This window comes from Paenibacillus sp. EB106-04-04-XG159 (genome assembly GCF_058791835.1).
In genome coordinates this window covers 16,006-30,969 of the sequence record NZ_JBYTDY010000030.1, presented here as the reverse complement: position 1 = coordinate 30,969, position 14,964 = coordinate 16,006, and the positions used below count along the sequence as shown (strand labels likewise).

Here is a 14,964-nt window from a genome sequence, read left to right as displayed (position 1 = left end):
TGGTAACTTCCATTTTACACGAATCCATTCATGGGCTTATTTTTTTAGCTGTCGCACTTCATATTACAATCCGTCATATATTAAAATGTTGTAATTCTTGCGGCTCGTCTGTCTCATGCAAAAAAGCCCTCTCACTCCCTATTATCCGATGTACACGGATAGGAAATTCGAAGGCTCAGCTTGTTGTATATGATGAACGACGCCTTATGACTTGATCTTGCCGGACTTATTATAGGTATCGCGACGCGGAGCGTTGTGGCGATGTTCTAATTCTGACATCACTTCTTCCAGCGAGATGCCTGCAGTTCTGAGAAGCACTAACACATGGAACAGCAGATCGCCTGTTTCTCCAATTAGCTCTTGCTTGTCTGAGCCCTTGGCTGCAATAATAACTTCCGCCGACTCTTCCCCGATCTTCTTAAGAACCTTATCGATCCCTTTCTCAAATAAATAAGTAGTATATGCGCCTTCCGGCCGCTCGCGCTCACGGTCTGCAATCATCGCTTCCAGATCACGCAGTATTCCTAAAGCGTCTGAATTCTGACGCCCAGCCCCAATAGCGACGCCGCCCATCGTTTCATAGAAGCACGAAGTGCTTCCCGTGTGGCAGGCAGACCCGTTAGGCTCTACTTCAATGAGTAGCGTATCCTTATCACAGTCCGCCGCCATAGATACGATTCGCTGCGTATGACCGGATGTTGCGCCTTTATGCCAGAGGGACTGTCGCGAACGGCTCCAGAACACCGTCTCGCCAAGCTCGCATGTCCGCTTCAGTGATTCAGGGCTCATATAGGCCATCATCAGCACCTCATGAGTGGAGGCGTCCTGAACAATTGCTGGAATCAAGCCTTGCTCGTTCCAAGTCAACTGAGCGATCAAGGAGCGTGCCGCTTCGCCGGACCACATGCTGCCCGATTCCTGTTGATTGTCTCTGCTGCTTCGTTCCGCGCTCATCGCACTGCCACTCCTTTACGCCGCAGATCGTCCTTCACCTCTGCGATGGAGATCTCTTTATAGTGAAATATCGACGCCGCCAATGCCGCATCCGCACCCGCTTCCGTGAATGCCTGCTCAAAGTGAGCCGCCGTCCCCGCTCCGCCGGAAGCAATGACAGGGATGGATACCGCTTCTGTTACCGCGCGTGTCAGCGCGATGTCGAAGCCATCCTTCGTGCCGTCAGCATCCATACTTGTGAGCAGGATCTCCCCCGCTCCAAGCTCAGCCGCACGCTTTGCCCATTCTACCGCGTGGATGCCGGTCGGCTTGCGTCCGCCGTGCGTGTACACTTCCCAATCCGCCCATTCCGCGTTATATCGCGCATCGATCGCAACCACGATGCACTGGCTGCCGAAGCGGCGGGCCCCATCCGCAATCAAGGACGGCTGAAGCACAGCAGCCGTATTAATACCGATCTTATCCGCGCCGGCTCTTAGGAGGCGCATCATGTCATCCGTACTCGAGATTCCTCCGCCGACTGTAAAGGGAATGGTGATGTTGCCCGCTGTCTCGCGCACCACATCAATCATCGTTGCTCTGCCTTCAACGGAGGCGGAAATGTCGAGGAATACGAGCTCATCCGCTCCCTCCTGATCATATAGGGCCGCCAGCTCTACAGGATCACCCGCATCTCGAAGCTGTACGAAGTTAACGCCCTTAACAACACGGCCGTCCTTTACATCCAGGCATGGTATGACTCGCTTAGCCAACATTCGGCTCTCCCCCTCGCTACTGCTTACTTTGCGATCAGCTTGATGGCTTCTCGCAGATCAATCGCTCCAGTATACAATGCTTTGCCGACGATAGCTCCGCCTACCCCATCCTGTGCATGAGCCGCCAGCGCTTCCAGATCGGCCAGCGTGCTTACACCGCCCGAGGCAATAACGCTCTTGCCCGATGCTTGAGCGAGCGCAGCGATGGCTTCAATATTCGGCCCCTTCATCATACCGTCGCGTGAAATGTCGGTGAAGATAAAGGTCTCCGCGCCTTTATCCGCTAATTCGCGCACCAGCACCTCTGCCTGAACTTCCGATGTTTCCAGCCATCCACGAGTCGCGACATAGCCGTTGCGCGCATCGATACCGATGGCAACCTGTTTGCCATACTGCTTAAGCACGCGTTCGACGAAAGCGCGATCTTCAATGGCTGCTGTGCCGAGAATCACTCGAGATACGCCAAGCTCCAGCAGTCGTTCCACATCGGATTCCGTACGCAAGCCTCCGCCTACCTGCACAGGCACACTGACTCTGCTCGCGATACGTCCGATAAGATCAGCGTTCACCGGGCGGCCTTCTTTCGCTCCGTCCAAGTCCACCAGATGAATCCATTCAGCCCCTGCTTCGGCCCATGCCGCGGCTGCTTCTTCCGGTTGATCATGATATACCGTTTCTTGGGCGTAATCCCCTTGCACTAACCGAACGCATTTACCGCCGCGAATATCGATGGCGGGATATATCGTAAACTTAGCTGTCATATGATCAACACCCCTTCCCTAACCCTCATTTCTTATCGTGCACTTAGCATAATTAGCACACTTAGCACGCTGCAATCGCGTTGCGATCTAAACCGCTTGGTTTACAGCTATCATGTGTAAGAACTGCTGGAGAAGCTTCATACCAAGCTGACCGCTCTTCTCAGGATGGAACTGCATGCCGTATACATGGTCGCGCGCGACGATAGCTGTAACCTCTCTGCCCGCGTATTCACATACCGCCACTACATCCGATGGATCGTCCGCCAGCACATGATAGGAATGCACGAAGTACACATAACCTTCCTCCAAGCTCTTCACCAGCTTATGTTCAGGCTGCTTCCACTTTAGTTCATTCCAGCCCATATGCGGCACCTTGTAATCGCCTGGCTTGAATCGAACGACGCGACCGCGCAGCAATCCTAAGCCTCCATGGTCGCCATGCTCTTCGCTTGTTTCAAATAGCAATTGCATGCCCAGACAGATGCCGATCAAGGGCTTTCCCGATTGAACCAGCTTCTTCAGCACATCAGCCAAGCCAGTTGCATGAAGCGCCTGCATCGCATCTCCAAACGCCCCGACACCCGGCAGGATAATGGCATTCGCAGCGGCTAAAGCTTGCGGGTCAGACGTTACCATCGTCTGGACGCCAAGCCGCTCCACTGCCTTGCTCACGCTGTGCAGATTGCCCATTCCATAATCGACGATGGCTATCATCGTTTACAGCACTCCTTTCGTCGAAGGGACTCCTTGCACGCGCGGATCAATGCTAGTCGCTTCATCTAATGCGCGACCCAGCGCCTTGAATACCGCTTCTATCATATGGTGCGTGTTCTGGCCATAGTGTACGATGACATGCAGCGTCATGCGGGATTCTAATGCAAGCTTCCACAGGAATTCATGTACGAGCTCCGTATCGAAGCTGCCTACTCTCGCCGAAGGATACTGCGCCCGATACTCGAAGTGCGGTCGGTTGCTAATATCGATCACAACCTGAGCCAGCGCCTCATCCATCGGCACGAATACCGAAGCGTAGCGCTTAATCCCCGCTTTGTCGCCCAGCGCTTCGCGAAGCGCCTGACCTAAGCAGATGCCGATATCCTCAACCGTGTGATGGTCATCAATCTCCGTATCACCCGTTGCTTGTACGTTCAAGTTAAAATGACCGTGCTTCGTAAACAGGTCCAGCATATGGTTCAAGAACGGTACATCTGTGCTAAGCTCGCTCTTCCCTTGTCCATCAACCGCGAAGGAGAGGGAAATATCCGTTTCATTGGTCTTGCGCTCAATCGCTGCTTCACGCAGGCGAGCATTGGCTTCATTAGTCTGCATGTCCATCCACCTCATATATCGTTCATCTTATCTATAGTTCCATTCAGCTGATTGATTAAGTTCGTTAATGATGCCTCGTTCTCTCCATAAGTGGCTGGACACTGCTGCTCAGCCTTTCCCGCCCTCTTGCTTCAAGCGCACTTCAATCGCGCGCGCGTGAGCCTCCAGGCCTTCATGACGAGCGAGCGTCATAATCATCTCGCCGTTGCGAAGCAGCGCTTCCTTGCTGTAGCGGATCAGACTGGACTTCTTTATGAACATGTCGACATCCACAGGCGACGAGAAGCGAGCTGTTCCATTGGTCGGGATGATGTGGTTAGGACCAGCAAAGTAATCTCCGATCGGCTCCGAGCTGTAGCTGCCGAGGAAGATCGCCCCGGCATTCTCGATGCCGGCGAGCTGATTCATCGGGTCCTCGGTGACGATCTCAAGATGCTCCGGCGCATGTCGATTCACAAGCGCGACACCTTCGTCGATGGAATCGACGATAATGATCGCGCCGTACTGCTCAATCGACTTGGCGGCGATCGCTTGGCGCGGGAGCAGGGCGAGCTGTGCCGCCACCTCCCGGCTTACCTGCTCCGCGAGCTCGGCACTATCCGTGACGAGCACCGCGGAAGCCATCTCGTCGTGCTCGGCCTGAGAGAGCAGATCCGCCGCCACATAAGCGGCGTCCGCGGTCTGATCGGCCAGCACGACGATCTCCGACGGGCCGGCGATGCTGTCGATATCGACCGCCCCGAACACTTCCCGCTTCGCCAGCGCCACATAGATGTTGCCCGGCCCGCAGATCTTATCCACCGGCGCGATGCTTGCCGTGCCGTATGCGAGGGCCGCGATCGCTTGAGCGCCGCCGACGCGGTACATCTCCTTCACGCCGGCTTCCGCAGCGGCGACGCGGATATAAGGGTCAATGCCCGCGCGACCGCCGGTCGCAGGGGGCGTGACCATCACGATCTCCGGCACACCAGCCACCTGTGCCGGAATCACGTTCATGAGCACCGAGGACGGGTAGGACGCCGTCCCACCCGGCACATAGACGCCCACCCGCTTCAGCGGACGAAGAATCTGACCGAGCAGCGAGCCGTCGGGCTGAAGCTCCATCCACGAATTCCGCTTCTGCTTCTCGTGAAAGGCGCGGATATTCACCGCCGCCGCGCGAATCGCTTCTACGAAGCCTGGCTCCACTTCCTCATAAGCTGCCATAATCTCCGCTTCACTCACGCGCACCGTATCGGCTGTCAGCTCGAATCGATCGTGCTGCGCAGTATAGCGGAACAGTGCGGCATCGCCTTCTGCCCGCACCTCCCGCACTATTCGCTTAACGGCCTCCAACTGCTCCGCTGTCCCATAATCTACTTCTCGTGTTAACTGAAAGTCCGCTGCCTTTACGATTCGCATCCTCTTCGCTCCCCTCTCATCAACGCGCCGGTATTTGCGATTGCAATCGGTCGCACAGATCTTGTATCGTGTCATATTTCATCCGGTAGCTTACTCGGTTCGCAATCAATCTGCTCGTAATGCCGAACATCTCCTCGATCTCAACGAGTCCGTTCTCCTTCAGCGTCTTGCCCGTCTCCACCATATCGACGATCCGGTCGGCAAGACCGATGAGCGGCGCCAGCTCGATTGAGCCGTTCAGCTTAATAACTTCCACCTGCTGTCCGCGTTCTCGAAAATATTGCGAAGCCACATTCGGGTACTTCGTCGCAACCCGCGGATGCATAACCGGCTTCCAATCCGGCAAGCCGATCACTGACATCCGGCATCTCGCGATCCCTAAGTCCAGCAATTCGTATACATCCCGGTTCTCTTCCATGAGAACATCCTTGCCGACAATACCTACATCGGCTGCTCCATACTCCACATAGGTCGGTACATCAACCGGCTTCGCCATAATGAATTGCAGCTTCGCTTCCGGGATATCCATAATGAGCTTCCGTGACTCATCTTCATCCTCCGGTACCGGAATACCAGCTTCGCGCAGCATAACGGCGGCACGCTTATAGATACGGCCTTTCGGCATCGCTACCTTCAACCAGTCATCCATCTTAACTCTCCTCTCTGCTGTTATAGAGCACGCATCTTACCGCCGTCTCTATCTAACACGCTGTTATTCTCTATTTATTCCGTTTCCAATGTGCTCACCTGTACTCCCTGCATACGCAATCGCGTCTTTCAACTTCCTGCCGCTCCACCATATCGTCTGGTCATCATGTCGGCTCACCGCATGGTACTGTCCATTCGTATCCACTCGCTGCGTGATGACGATCTGACCCGCTTCCCTCAGCCGTGACGCTTCAGCCAACGCTTCCACTCGGCCAAGCGCGTCGTACTGAATCAGTATCGGCAAGCTCGCTTCGGTCTGTTCTTCTGCGCGGATCGCATCGACCAGCCGAGTCGTTTTCAATGCGAAGCCAGTTGCTGGAGCAGGGCGTCCAAACTGCTGCAGCAGATTATCGTAACGGCCTCCGCTCATCACAGGAAAGCCAAGATCCACCGAATATCCTTCAAATATGAGCCCTGTGTAGTAAGAAAAATCTCCGACCATCGTCAGGTCCAGCATCAGATGCTCGCTGACTCCGTATGCTTTCAACACTTCCCACACCTGCTCCAGATGCTTAATAGAGGAATGAACCAACGGTTCATCCACGATCTGCTTTGCCGCTTGAAAGGTCAACTCGCCCCCGCGCAGTCGCAGCACGTCCAGCAACCTGTCGGACAGCTCTGGTCCAAGAGAGAATGTGCTGACGAGCTCTCGGTATCCAACCACATCGCGATGAACGAGGCACTGCTTCAGCCGTGCCTGCTCATCCTTCTGGCCTGGGAGAATATGCTCGAACAGTCCTTCGAGAAACTGATGATGTCCAACCGCAACTTTAAACCGAGACACACCTGCCGCCTTTAAGCAGGCGATCGAGAGCGCAATTACTTCGGCGTCGGCTTCCGGCGTTCCATCACCAACCAGCTCAGCGCCTGTCTGATAGAATTCAGCTTCTCGTCCCGCTTCTTCTTCCATCGAACGGAATACATTCGCATGATACGATAACCGAATAGGAAACATCTCATCTTGCAGCAAGGAAGAAACAACTCTAGCAATCGGCGATGTCATATCGGAGCGCAGCACCATCGTCGTACCGCGTTGATTAAGCAATTTAAACAGCTTATGATCTGAAGTCGAGCTAGCCATCCCAACTGTCTCGTAGAATTCCATCGTCGGTGTCACGATCTGCGCATATCCCCAGCGAGACATGCAATCCAGAGCCTGCCGTTCAATCGTACGCAACTTTATTACAGCTTCCGGCAAATAATCACGCACACCGGAAGGCTTCTCAAACATTTTTGGTTTCGACAACTGCCTCACCTCGTATACCATGCTTATTGTCTATTGATTTAATACATTAAAGTGATAACATATTACCTTGTTAGCAGGTAAAAGAAATTAAAAGTATCTTATCACGCCTTCCCTTTACCGTCAATCCTCCATTAGTTGTCCCAAAGTCCATATTTTAATTCAAAATTCAATGTATCTCTGTATGTTCCAGCGACATAGACCATATTACTCTTATTACCCGTTTTACTATTATCTCGAACTTTTATCTAACGTCATTACTGTGACGCTGCATCAATTGTTTACCTTAAAAAAAGCGCCCGCTTTCGCGGGCGCTGGACGCTTTCTGATCCTGCTCATATGCTCTTATAACATCTATAATTCATGTATGATTACGGTGACAAGGTGATAACTTTGTTCTTCTGATCTATTTTGATCACTAAGCCGAACTGCTTCTCAAGTTCCTTCGTTGATAAGTACCAGCGTCCAGAAGCTATAAATGGCTTATATTTAAACTCTACCGGAACTCCATTCCATTGAACTTGCTCTTTTACTTTCTTCTTTTGCTTCACTCCACGATTGCGCATCTGCCGAATCAGATCTTCTGTCTTAATCTTCTGATTGCCGCCATTCACGCGAAAGCCGTTGCGAGTATTGATATTATTAATCCCGGGTTTAACCGTAAACGTAACATTCACGCCTAGATCCTTTGCTATTTGCAATACATCCTTGTTAGCAGCTCCATATGGAAATGCAATGACTCCATAAGTATTATTTAACTCTTCCTTCAATCGTTTCTCGGCCATTGACAGGTCTGCCTTGACTCGTTCTAGATATTGCCCTCTGGTTTCAACCTTCTTTGTCTTTTCATTATACAGCTGATGGGTCAGCATCGGCTTGGTCACGCCTTTGCTGTTAATTGGTTTGTATGCATGAGAATTATAAGTGTGGCTGTAGAAGCTGTAACCCTCCTTTTTCATCTCGCGCATCTGGTCCCACGTCAGCTTCTTGCGTCCTGTCTTATTATCTACGGCTGACACGATAACAAAGTTGGTTGCAGGTACGTTATATTTTTTCAATACAGGATAAGCTTCTGTGTAGAATGTTTCATAGCCGTCATCAAAGGTAATGAGCACCGCATTATTCGGAATCGGCTTCTTATTCAACATAAACTGAACATAATCTTCCATCGATATGAAATGAAAGCCCGCCGCCTGCATTGCTTTAATCTGCTCTTCAAATTGCTTAGTCGATAAAAAGCTTGGGTCAGTAGGGTTCTTCTCTATATTATGGTACATGATGGTGATGACTTCTTGTTGATAATAAGTAGGTTGATAATGAAAGGCAGGACTCGTTTCCGCAGTGGAAGCTAATTGCAGCACTCCTCCTTCAGAGGACTTTATGTCTATTCCATAAGCATCTTTCAATACTGCAGCCGGAATATACCATTCATCATTGCGCTTGATCGGCCCAGCGCCTTCCCATTGCTTATCCTTCCATTGAATAGCGTAAGAGGCACTAGCAGCTTCAACTACTTGACTCTGCCAAGGAATGGCCAGAAGCAGCGCCAGCACAGCTAATAAATATTTAACCCTCATCTTATCCCTCATTTAAATGTAATAGATCACAATTACAAAATTAGCATATTCTTGAATTGCTGTCATATGTTATTTTTCACTTCAAAAAAACTTATCGTAAAATAGTTAAATCCCTTGTGCTGTACCAGCTGATACCGATGGCACAAAGGGATTAGGATTCAGTGCTTATAGCACTTTGATATGTAAAGTTATCTTTTCGCAAGTAAAAGAGGGATGGCTCTGAATCTCGTCAGATCGACATCCCTCTGTTGCCTGCTTAGCCTTACATTATGAACGAATAACAGCTGTATCTACTGCCTCCCGTATGACGCGCAGCGGATTGCCTCCTACCATTTGTCCAGGGAGAACGTCCTTATGAACCACTGATCCAGCGGCTACTATGGCACCGTCGCCAATCGTAACACCAGGCAGGATCGTACAATTAGCGCCAATCAATACATTGCTGCCAATTCTGACATCTCCAAGACGATATTCATGAATCAGATATTCATGCGCTAATATCGTACTGTTATATCCAATTATCGAATTATCCCCGACATGAATACGCTCAGGAAAGAACACATCCACCATTGCCATCAAGCCGAAAGCCGTATGCTTGCCCACCTTCACCCTTAACATATGGCGGTATATCCAATTCTTCGTCGGCAAATGAGGACAGTAGCGCGCCAGCTGAATGAAGATGAAGTTCTTCATTCCCTTGAGCGGGCTGACTGTGCGATAGATCTGCCATAAGCTGTTCGATCCTTCAACAGGATAGCGTTCAACGTTTCGCACCTTTGTCATGCTCCAATCCGACGATTGCGTATAAGTCTCGCATATCGTGAATGATGTGCCGCGGCTTATACTGCTCCAGCACCTGCTCACCCTTAAGCGACCAAGCTACGGCACAGGACATAGCTCCAGCAGCATTGACCGACACTATATCAGCCGGACTGTCTCCAACCATTAAGGTTTGGGACGGATTAGCGCCCAGGGCCTCCATCGCCTTGCGTACAGGCTCAGGATGCGGCTTCGCATTCGTCACGTCGTCTACAGTCACGATCACATTCATCACATCGTACATATCAAACATCTTCAGAGCCCGTTCCGTTGTCAACCGAACCTTCGTGGTGACAACTCCAAGCTGAATCCCCGCATCACGCAGATTCTGAAGCACTTCAACTACATATGGGAATGGCTTGACCATCTCATCATGTCGCTCTAAGTTGTATTTACGGTATGCCGTGATGAGATCGGAAACATCCTCTCGTTTCGCAAAGCCCCGCAATTGCTGTTCCAGCGTTAAGCCCATGGTCGGAATAATCTGTTCCCGCGCGAACGGCGGCGGTACAATGTCTCTGAGCACATGGAGGAAGGTATCGATGATGAGCTCATTCGTATCCATAATCGTACCATCCAGATCAAACAGAACCGTTTGAATCATTACTCTTCTTGCTCCTTCTTCTTGCTGTCATCTTCAGCAACGTTCTGGTTGCTGTCGGTTGTCTTGGTGTCAACCTGTGAACCCTTATTATTCTTATCCTCTGATGTTGCGGCAGGCACATCGGCAAGCACTTCAACAGCTGCTGCAGTCGTTGTCGCAGGCGCATTCACACGCGAGGAGACGATCGGATCCTTATAATATACCGGCGTTTTCACTGTCACACGTCGGATGACAATAAATAGGATGCCCGCGATGATCGATCCAATCGCCACCAACTGTGATATCCTTACATTGCCATACGCTGGGTCCAAGTATCCTGGTTCAAACAGCACGGTCATCGGTGCCCAGAGTGCGTTAACTACGGATGCTACAAATTCAGTGCCATGGTAAGCCAAGCTGTCGGTGCGCAGCCCTTCGATAAAGAAGCGGCCCACAGAGTACCAGATCAGATAGCCCATAAACACTTCGCCGCTTCTGACCTTAGGCAGACGGCTGATCACTATTAGCAATACTACGCCGACAATGTTCCAGATGGATTCATATAAGAAAGTCGGATGATGGAATATCCCGTTGACGTTCATCTGATTCACGATAAAGTCAGGCAAATTCAAAGTATCGCGCAGGAATGATTCCGATACCGGTCCACCGTAAGCTTCTTGATTGACAAAGTTTCCCCACCGGCCAATCGCCTGTCCGAGCAAGAGCGAAGGTGCGCATATGTCTGCAATTCTCCAGAACGAGTAGCCCTTGACTCGCAGATAGATGAGCGCACCGATAACGGCACCGATCAGGGCGCCATATATTGCGATTCCGCCTTCCCAGATCGCGAAGATATCCAGCAGATTATCCTTGTAGTCATCCCATTTGAATGCGACATAATACGCTCGTGCGCCGATCAATGCGGATGGGAAACCAACTAATAAGATATCAATGAAAAAGTCGGAAGATAGCCCAAATCGCTTCCCTCTCTGCATAGCCAACAACAGCCCCGCAAGAGCACCCAAGCCTAGTATTAGTCCATACCAATATACCGATAGCGGCCCAATCTTAAATGCGATCGGGTCCAATAGCATATTTGCCATATAACCTCTCCTTTTCGTGCGCGTTCAATTCGCTTAATCAAAATCTTCGGTATCTTCGTTAATCTGTTCCGTCAATTTGTTGGTGAACTGGAGCGCAGCGTTATAGCCCATACGCTTCAATCGATAATTCATAGCTGCTACCTCTATAATAACAGCCAAGTTGCGTCCTGGACGTACGGGTACCGTTACAAGCGGAACATCCGTATCCAGAATGCGTGTCGTTTCTTCATCTAATCCAAGGCGATCGTATTGCTTGTCCTGCTGCCAGTTCTCAAGACGAATAACGACGCTGATCCGCTTGTTGTTGCGAATCGCTCCTGCCCCGAACAAGGTCATTACGTTAATAATACCGATTCCGCGAATTTCCAGCAAGTGCCGTATCAGCTCAGGCGCTGATCCGTGCAATTGGTTATCCGAGGTTTGACGAATCTCGACAGCATCATCCGCGACGAGACGATGACCGCGTTTTACAAGCTCGAGTGCCGTTTCGCTCTTACCGATCCCGCTTCCGCCGGTAATCAGCATCCCTACGCCGTACACGTCCACCAATACGCCATGAATCGTTGCTGTCGGAGCAAGCTTGCGCTCCAAGAAGCCAGTTACGCGGCTGGATAAGGTTGTTGTAGACAGTTGAGAACGAAGCAGCGGAATCTGCTGCTCTTCACAGATCTCCGTGATCTCTGGTGCGACCTCTAAACCGCGAGCTACGATGACACATGGCAAGTCTGGCGACACAAAGTGACGCATACGCTCCTTGCGCGCTTCTTCAGGCAGCGTCTCGAAGAAGGTCAACTCTGTCTTGCCTAGAATCTGTACTCGCTCTGTAGGATGATAATCGAAGAATCCTGCCATCTCGAGCCCCGGTCGATGCAGATCGTCAACCGTAATGATGCGTTTCATGCCTTCTTTACCCGCCAGTATTTCCAGATGAAATTGCTCAGCCAATTCGGCTACCTTCACCTTCTTAGCCATCCTCACCCACTCCTTCTCTATGATGTACACCTTTATCCATGAACTGCATTGCACTTTTACAAAAAAAACCATGATGCACAAGCTTATATATAGTAGATATCGTAACTAAATTTGGCGCTGAAAGCAATGCAGCTCTTACAGCCTAATCTTTCACAGCGTTTTAGCAGCACATAACGGATCCTGTGTCCATATGACCTCTCATTGTCATAAGTAATAAAATGGATATCTCCATATATGCAAGAAAGCTCGATGCCTAGGGCACCGAGCTTCTATTAGAAGAATGATTAGCTTTCGAATACGTTCAATTCAGTATCTTTGTCGAATACATGAACTTTGTTCATATCGATTGCGAGCTTCACATTTTGACCTTCTTTTGAAGTAGAACGGCCGTCAACACGAGCGATAACTGTATCGCTGCCTACACCTTTCAGGTACAGGAACATTTCATGACCCATGTTCTCTGTAACTTCGATTGTAGCTGTGAAGATGCTGTTAGGGGAAGCTTCCAAGAATACTGGCTCTTCATGGATATCTTCGGAACGAACGCCGAGGATAACTTCTTTGCCGATCAGGCCTTTTTCTTTCAAGGATTGTGCTTTACCAGCTGGTACTACTACGTCCAGTCCTGGAGCCTTGAAGCGAACATCGCCGCCAACTTCAGACATTGTACCGTTGATGAAGTTCATCGTAGGAGATCCAATGAAACCTGCAACGAACATGTTCAAAGGATGTCCGTACAATACTTCTGGAGAAGCTGCTTGTTGGATGATACCGTCTTTCATAACTACGATACGGTCACCCATCGTCATAGCTTCGATCTGGTCATGCGTTACGTAGATAACAGTTGTTTGAAGACGCTTCGACAATTTCGTGATCTCGGAACGCATCTGACCACGAAGTTTAGCATCCAAGTTGGAGAGCGGTTCGTCCATCAAGAATACTTGAGGCTCACGAACGATCGCACGGCCGAGAGCAACACGCTGACGCTGACCACCGGAGAGTGCCTTCGGTTTACGATCAAGCAAATGCTCGATGTCCAAGATGCGTGCAGCTTCTTTAACGCGCTTGTCGATATCGTCTTTCTTGAATTTACGCAATTTCAAACCAAACGCCATGTTTTGGTACACGTTCATATGTGGATACAACGCATAGGATTGGAATACCATCGCGATATCGCGATCTTTAGGAGCAACATCGTTCACAAGGCGGTCGCCAATGTACAGGCTACCTTCTGAAATTTCCTCCAAACCTGCGATCATACGCAGTGTTGTGGACTTACCGCAACCGGAAGGACCAACCAATACGAGGAATTCCTTATCTTGAATGTCGAGATTGATATCAATTACTGTTGCTTTATCAGATCCTGGGTATTTCTTGTAAACATGTTCTAAGCGTACGCCTGCCATGGTTATTTCCCCCTTATACGTGTGTGTTTATGATTATCGGTTGAATCTTATATACTTATCATATCTAAACCCTGTACAAATGACTATACACAATCTGCACAAAAAAGCGCTTCCCTATTTCGTGACTTTGTACAATAGTAATATGAGCTTTACCAAAACAGCATCGGAAAAAGTACGAACATCCAGTCCCGTATCCTGCTTAATCTTATCTAATCGATACAATAATGTATTACGATGTATATATAGCCGTTTCGCCGTTTCACTTACGCTGCAATCAAATTGAAAGAAGGTTTCCAGAGTGGCAAGTGTCTCGGAATCGGTAAAGCTATCATTTTTCGTCACAACACGTTTCATGAATTGCTTGCGCACTTCATCTGGAATGCTGTACACCAGTTGTTCCAGATGTACTTCCCAAGGGAGATGAATCGAATCCGTAACATGAAATGTTCTTCCTAGATAGATCGTTTCCCGCAGCTGTGACACCGTGGCTGGAAGTCCGACAATCGGCGAGAAGGGATACCCTACGGACATGTGGCTCTCTCCGATCCATTCCGCTGCAAGCAATTCATATAATCCAGAACAGAAAGAAGTCAACATCTCCTCGATCGTTTCCTTATGATCCGCTTCTTCATCCTGCTCATACGAATGCGTTAAATGCTCGGGAACGAGAATCAACCATTCTTTCTCCGTCAAGGGTACTACCATCACTTCACCGCCAAAGTAAGACTTCAACAGCTTGTACAGCGACGAATAGCTGGGCGCTTCACGGTGAGAGTGCTCTGCTGCGAGCAGAAACGGAACGACCGATTGAAACAGCTTGCTCTTCCACGAAAATGTATCCGGCACCTGCGCCTGCAGATCTCTTTCCTGCAGTCGATCCATGATCCACTGACCGAATTGGACTACCTGGTGCTCATCGCCGGCAGCCCCAGTTGATGAATTCTTCCGAGTGTTCATATCTACCCATAGCAGCATTTCGAGCCATTGACGTTCTTTAATAGGCAGATGTACCGCATCACAATGCAACAGCTCTGTGTTGAGTGAGCCGTGCTTCCACAACATATAACAGCGACCCTCATGCTCGACAAGCACCTCAGGCGAGACTGCAGATGGCTGTCCTGCAGCTTGCGCCGCCTCAACCCACGATCTCCATGCCGTAGTCGATATGGTCGCATCTTCTAAAGATACATTGATGATCCGTTCAATCTGCGCACGCAGATCTTTCTTGTCCATCTTCATCAACTCATTTCTTCAGCTTTCTAGCTCTTGCTGCACTCATTGTAACATAACAGCTACAGTGCTTCACCCTAAGAGGCCGATGAAAATGGTTCTAGACGAAGAATCGTTCCGTTA

15 protein-coding genes are annotated in these 14,964 nt (G+C 50.0%); all 15 read right to left on the bottom strand.

From position 1 onward, the window contains the following. Nucleotides 1-204: 204 nt before the first annotated feature. Nucleotides 205-906, bottom strand: a complete 702-nt coding sequence (gene hisIE, locus AC3WTP_RS22710; protein ID WP_492396902.1) for a bifunctional phosphoribosyl-AMP cyclohydrolase/phosphoribosyl-ATP diphosphatase HisIE — start codon at nucleotides 904-906, stop codon at nucleotides 205-207. Between the two features lie 44 nt (nucleotides 907-950). Further along, nucleotides 951-1,709: an imidazole glycerol phosphate synthase subunit HisF gene (hisF, locus tag AC3WTP_RS22705; RefSeq protein WP_492396898.1), complete on the bottom strand. Its 759-nt coding sequence runs from the start codon at nucleotides 1,707-1,709 to the stop codon at nucleotides 951-953. Nucleotides 1,710-1,732: 23 nt separating this feature from the next. Beyond that, a complete protein-coding gene (gene hisA, locus AC3WTP_RS22700; RefSeq protein ID WP_492396897.1) occupies nucleotides 1,733-2,470 on the bottom strand; it encodes a 1-(5-phosphoribosyl)-5-[(5-phosphoribosylamino)methylideneamino]imidazole-4-carboxamide isomerase in 738 nt (245 codons plus the stop codon). Nucleotides 2,471-2,557: 87 nt separating this feature from the next. Then, complete coding sequence (hisH, locus tag AC3WTP_RS22695) at nucleotides 2,558-3,184, bottom strand: imidazole glycerol phosphate synthase subunit HisH (protein WP_492396896.1); 627 nt, start codon at nucleotides 3,182-3,184, stop codon at nucleotides 2,558-2,560. 3 nt (nucleotides 3,185-3,187) lie between these two features. Beyond that, nucleotides 3,188-3,799: an imidazoleglycerol-phosphate dehydratase HisB gene (hisB, locus tag AC3WTP_RS22690; protein ID WP_492396895.1), complete on the bottom strand. Its 612-nt coding sequence runs from the start codon at nucleotides 3,797-3,799 to the stop codon at nucleotides 3,188-3,190. 108 nt (nucleotides 3,800-3,907) lie between these two features. Further along, nucleotides 3,908-5,200, bottom strand: a complete 1,293-nt coding sequence (gene hisD, locus AC3WTP_RS22685) for a histidinol dehydrogenase (protein WP_492396894.1) — start codon at nucleotides 5,198-5,200, stop codon at nucleotides 3,908-3,910. 19 nt (nucleotides 5,201-5,219) lie between these two features. Then, the gene (gene hisG, locus AC3WTP_RS22680; protein ID WP_492396893.1) at nucleotides 5,220-5,849 is read right to left on the bottom strand and encodes an ATP phosphoribosyltransferase; all 630 of its coding nucleotides are present in this window, start codon (nucleotides 5,847-5,849) and stop codon (nucleotides 5,220-5,222) included. Between the two features lie 63 nt (nucleotides 5,850-5,912). Next, nucleotides 5,913-7,154 (bottom strand): ATP phosphoribosyltransferase regulatory subunit, encoded by a 1,242-nt coding sequence (locus tag AC3WTP_RS22675; RefSeq protein WP_492396892.1) that lies wholly within the window; start codon nucleotides 7,152-7,154, stop codon nucleotides 5,913-5,915. A gap of 368 nt (nucleotides 7,155-7,522) precedes the next feature. Continuing rightward, complete coding sequence (locus AC3WTP_RS22670) at nucleotides 7,523-8,728, bottom strand: polysaccharide deacetylase family protein (RefSeq protein WP_492396891.1); 1,206 nt, start codon at nucleotides 8,726-8,728, stop codon at nucleotides 7,523-7,525. 267 nt (nucleotides 8,729-8,995) lie between these two features. Next, nucleotides 8,996-9,502, bottom strand: coding sequence for an acyltransferase (locus AC3WTP_RS22665; protein WP_492396890.1), 507 nt, complete (start codon nucleotides 9,500-9,502; stop codon nucleotides 8,996-8,998). After that, entirely contained in the window at nucleotides 9,489-10,151 is a 663-nt protein-coding gene (gene ppaX / locus AC3WTP_RS22660) for a pyrophosphatase PpaX (RefSeq protein ID WP_492396889.1), read from the bottom strand. Before ppaX ends, AC3WTP_RS22665 begins: the two co-directional genes overlap by 14 nt. After that, nucleotides 10,151-11,233 (bottom strand): prolipoprotein diacylglyceryl transferase, encoded by a 1,083-nt coding sequence (lgt, locus tag AC3WTP_RS22655; protein ID WP_492396888.1) that lies wholly within the window; start codon nucleotides 11,231-11,233, stop codon nucleotides 10,151-10,153. Before lgt ends, ppaX begins: the two co-directional genes overlap by 1 nt. Nucleotides 11,234-11,266: 33 nt before the next feature. Beyond that, a complete protein-coding gene (gene hprK, locus AC3WTP_RS22650; protein ID WP_492396887.1) occupies nucleotides 11,267-12,205 on the bottom strand; it encodes an HPr(Ser) kinase/phosphatase in 939 nt (312 codons plus the stop codon). A gap of 284 nt (nucleotides 12,206-12,489) precedes the next feature. Further along, nucleotides 12,490-13,611: an ABC transporter ATP-binding protein gene (locus AC3WTP_RS22645; protein ID WP_492396886.1), complete on the bottom strand. Its 1,122-nt coding sequence runs from the start codon at nucleotides 13,609-13,611 to the stop codon at nucleotides 12,490-12,492. Between the two features lie 114 nt (nucleotides 13,612-13,725). Next, nucleotides 13,726-14,844: a PucR family transcriptional regulator gene (locus AC3WTP_RS22640; RefSeq protein ID WP_492396885.1), complete on the bottom strand. Its 1,119-nt coding sequence runs from the start codon at nucleotides 14,842-14,844 to the stop codon at nucleotides 13,726-13,728. Between the last annotated feature and the right edge of the window lie 120 nt (nucleotides 14,845-14,964).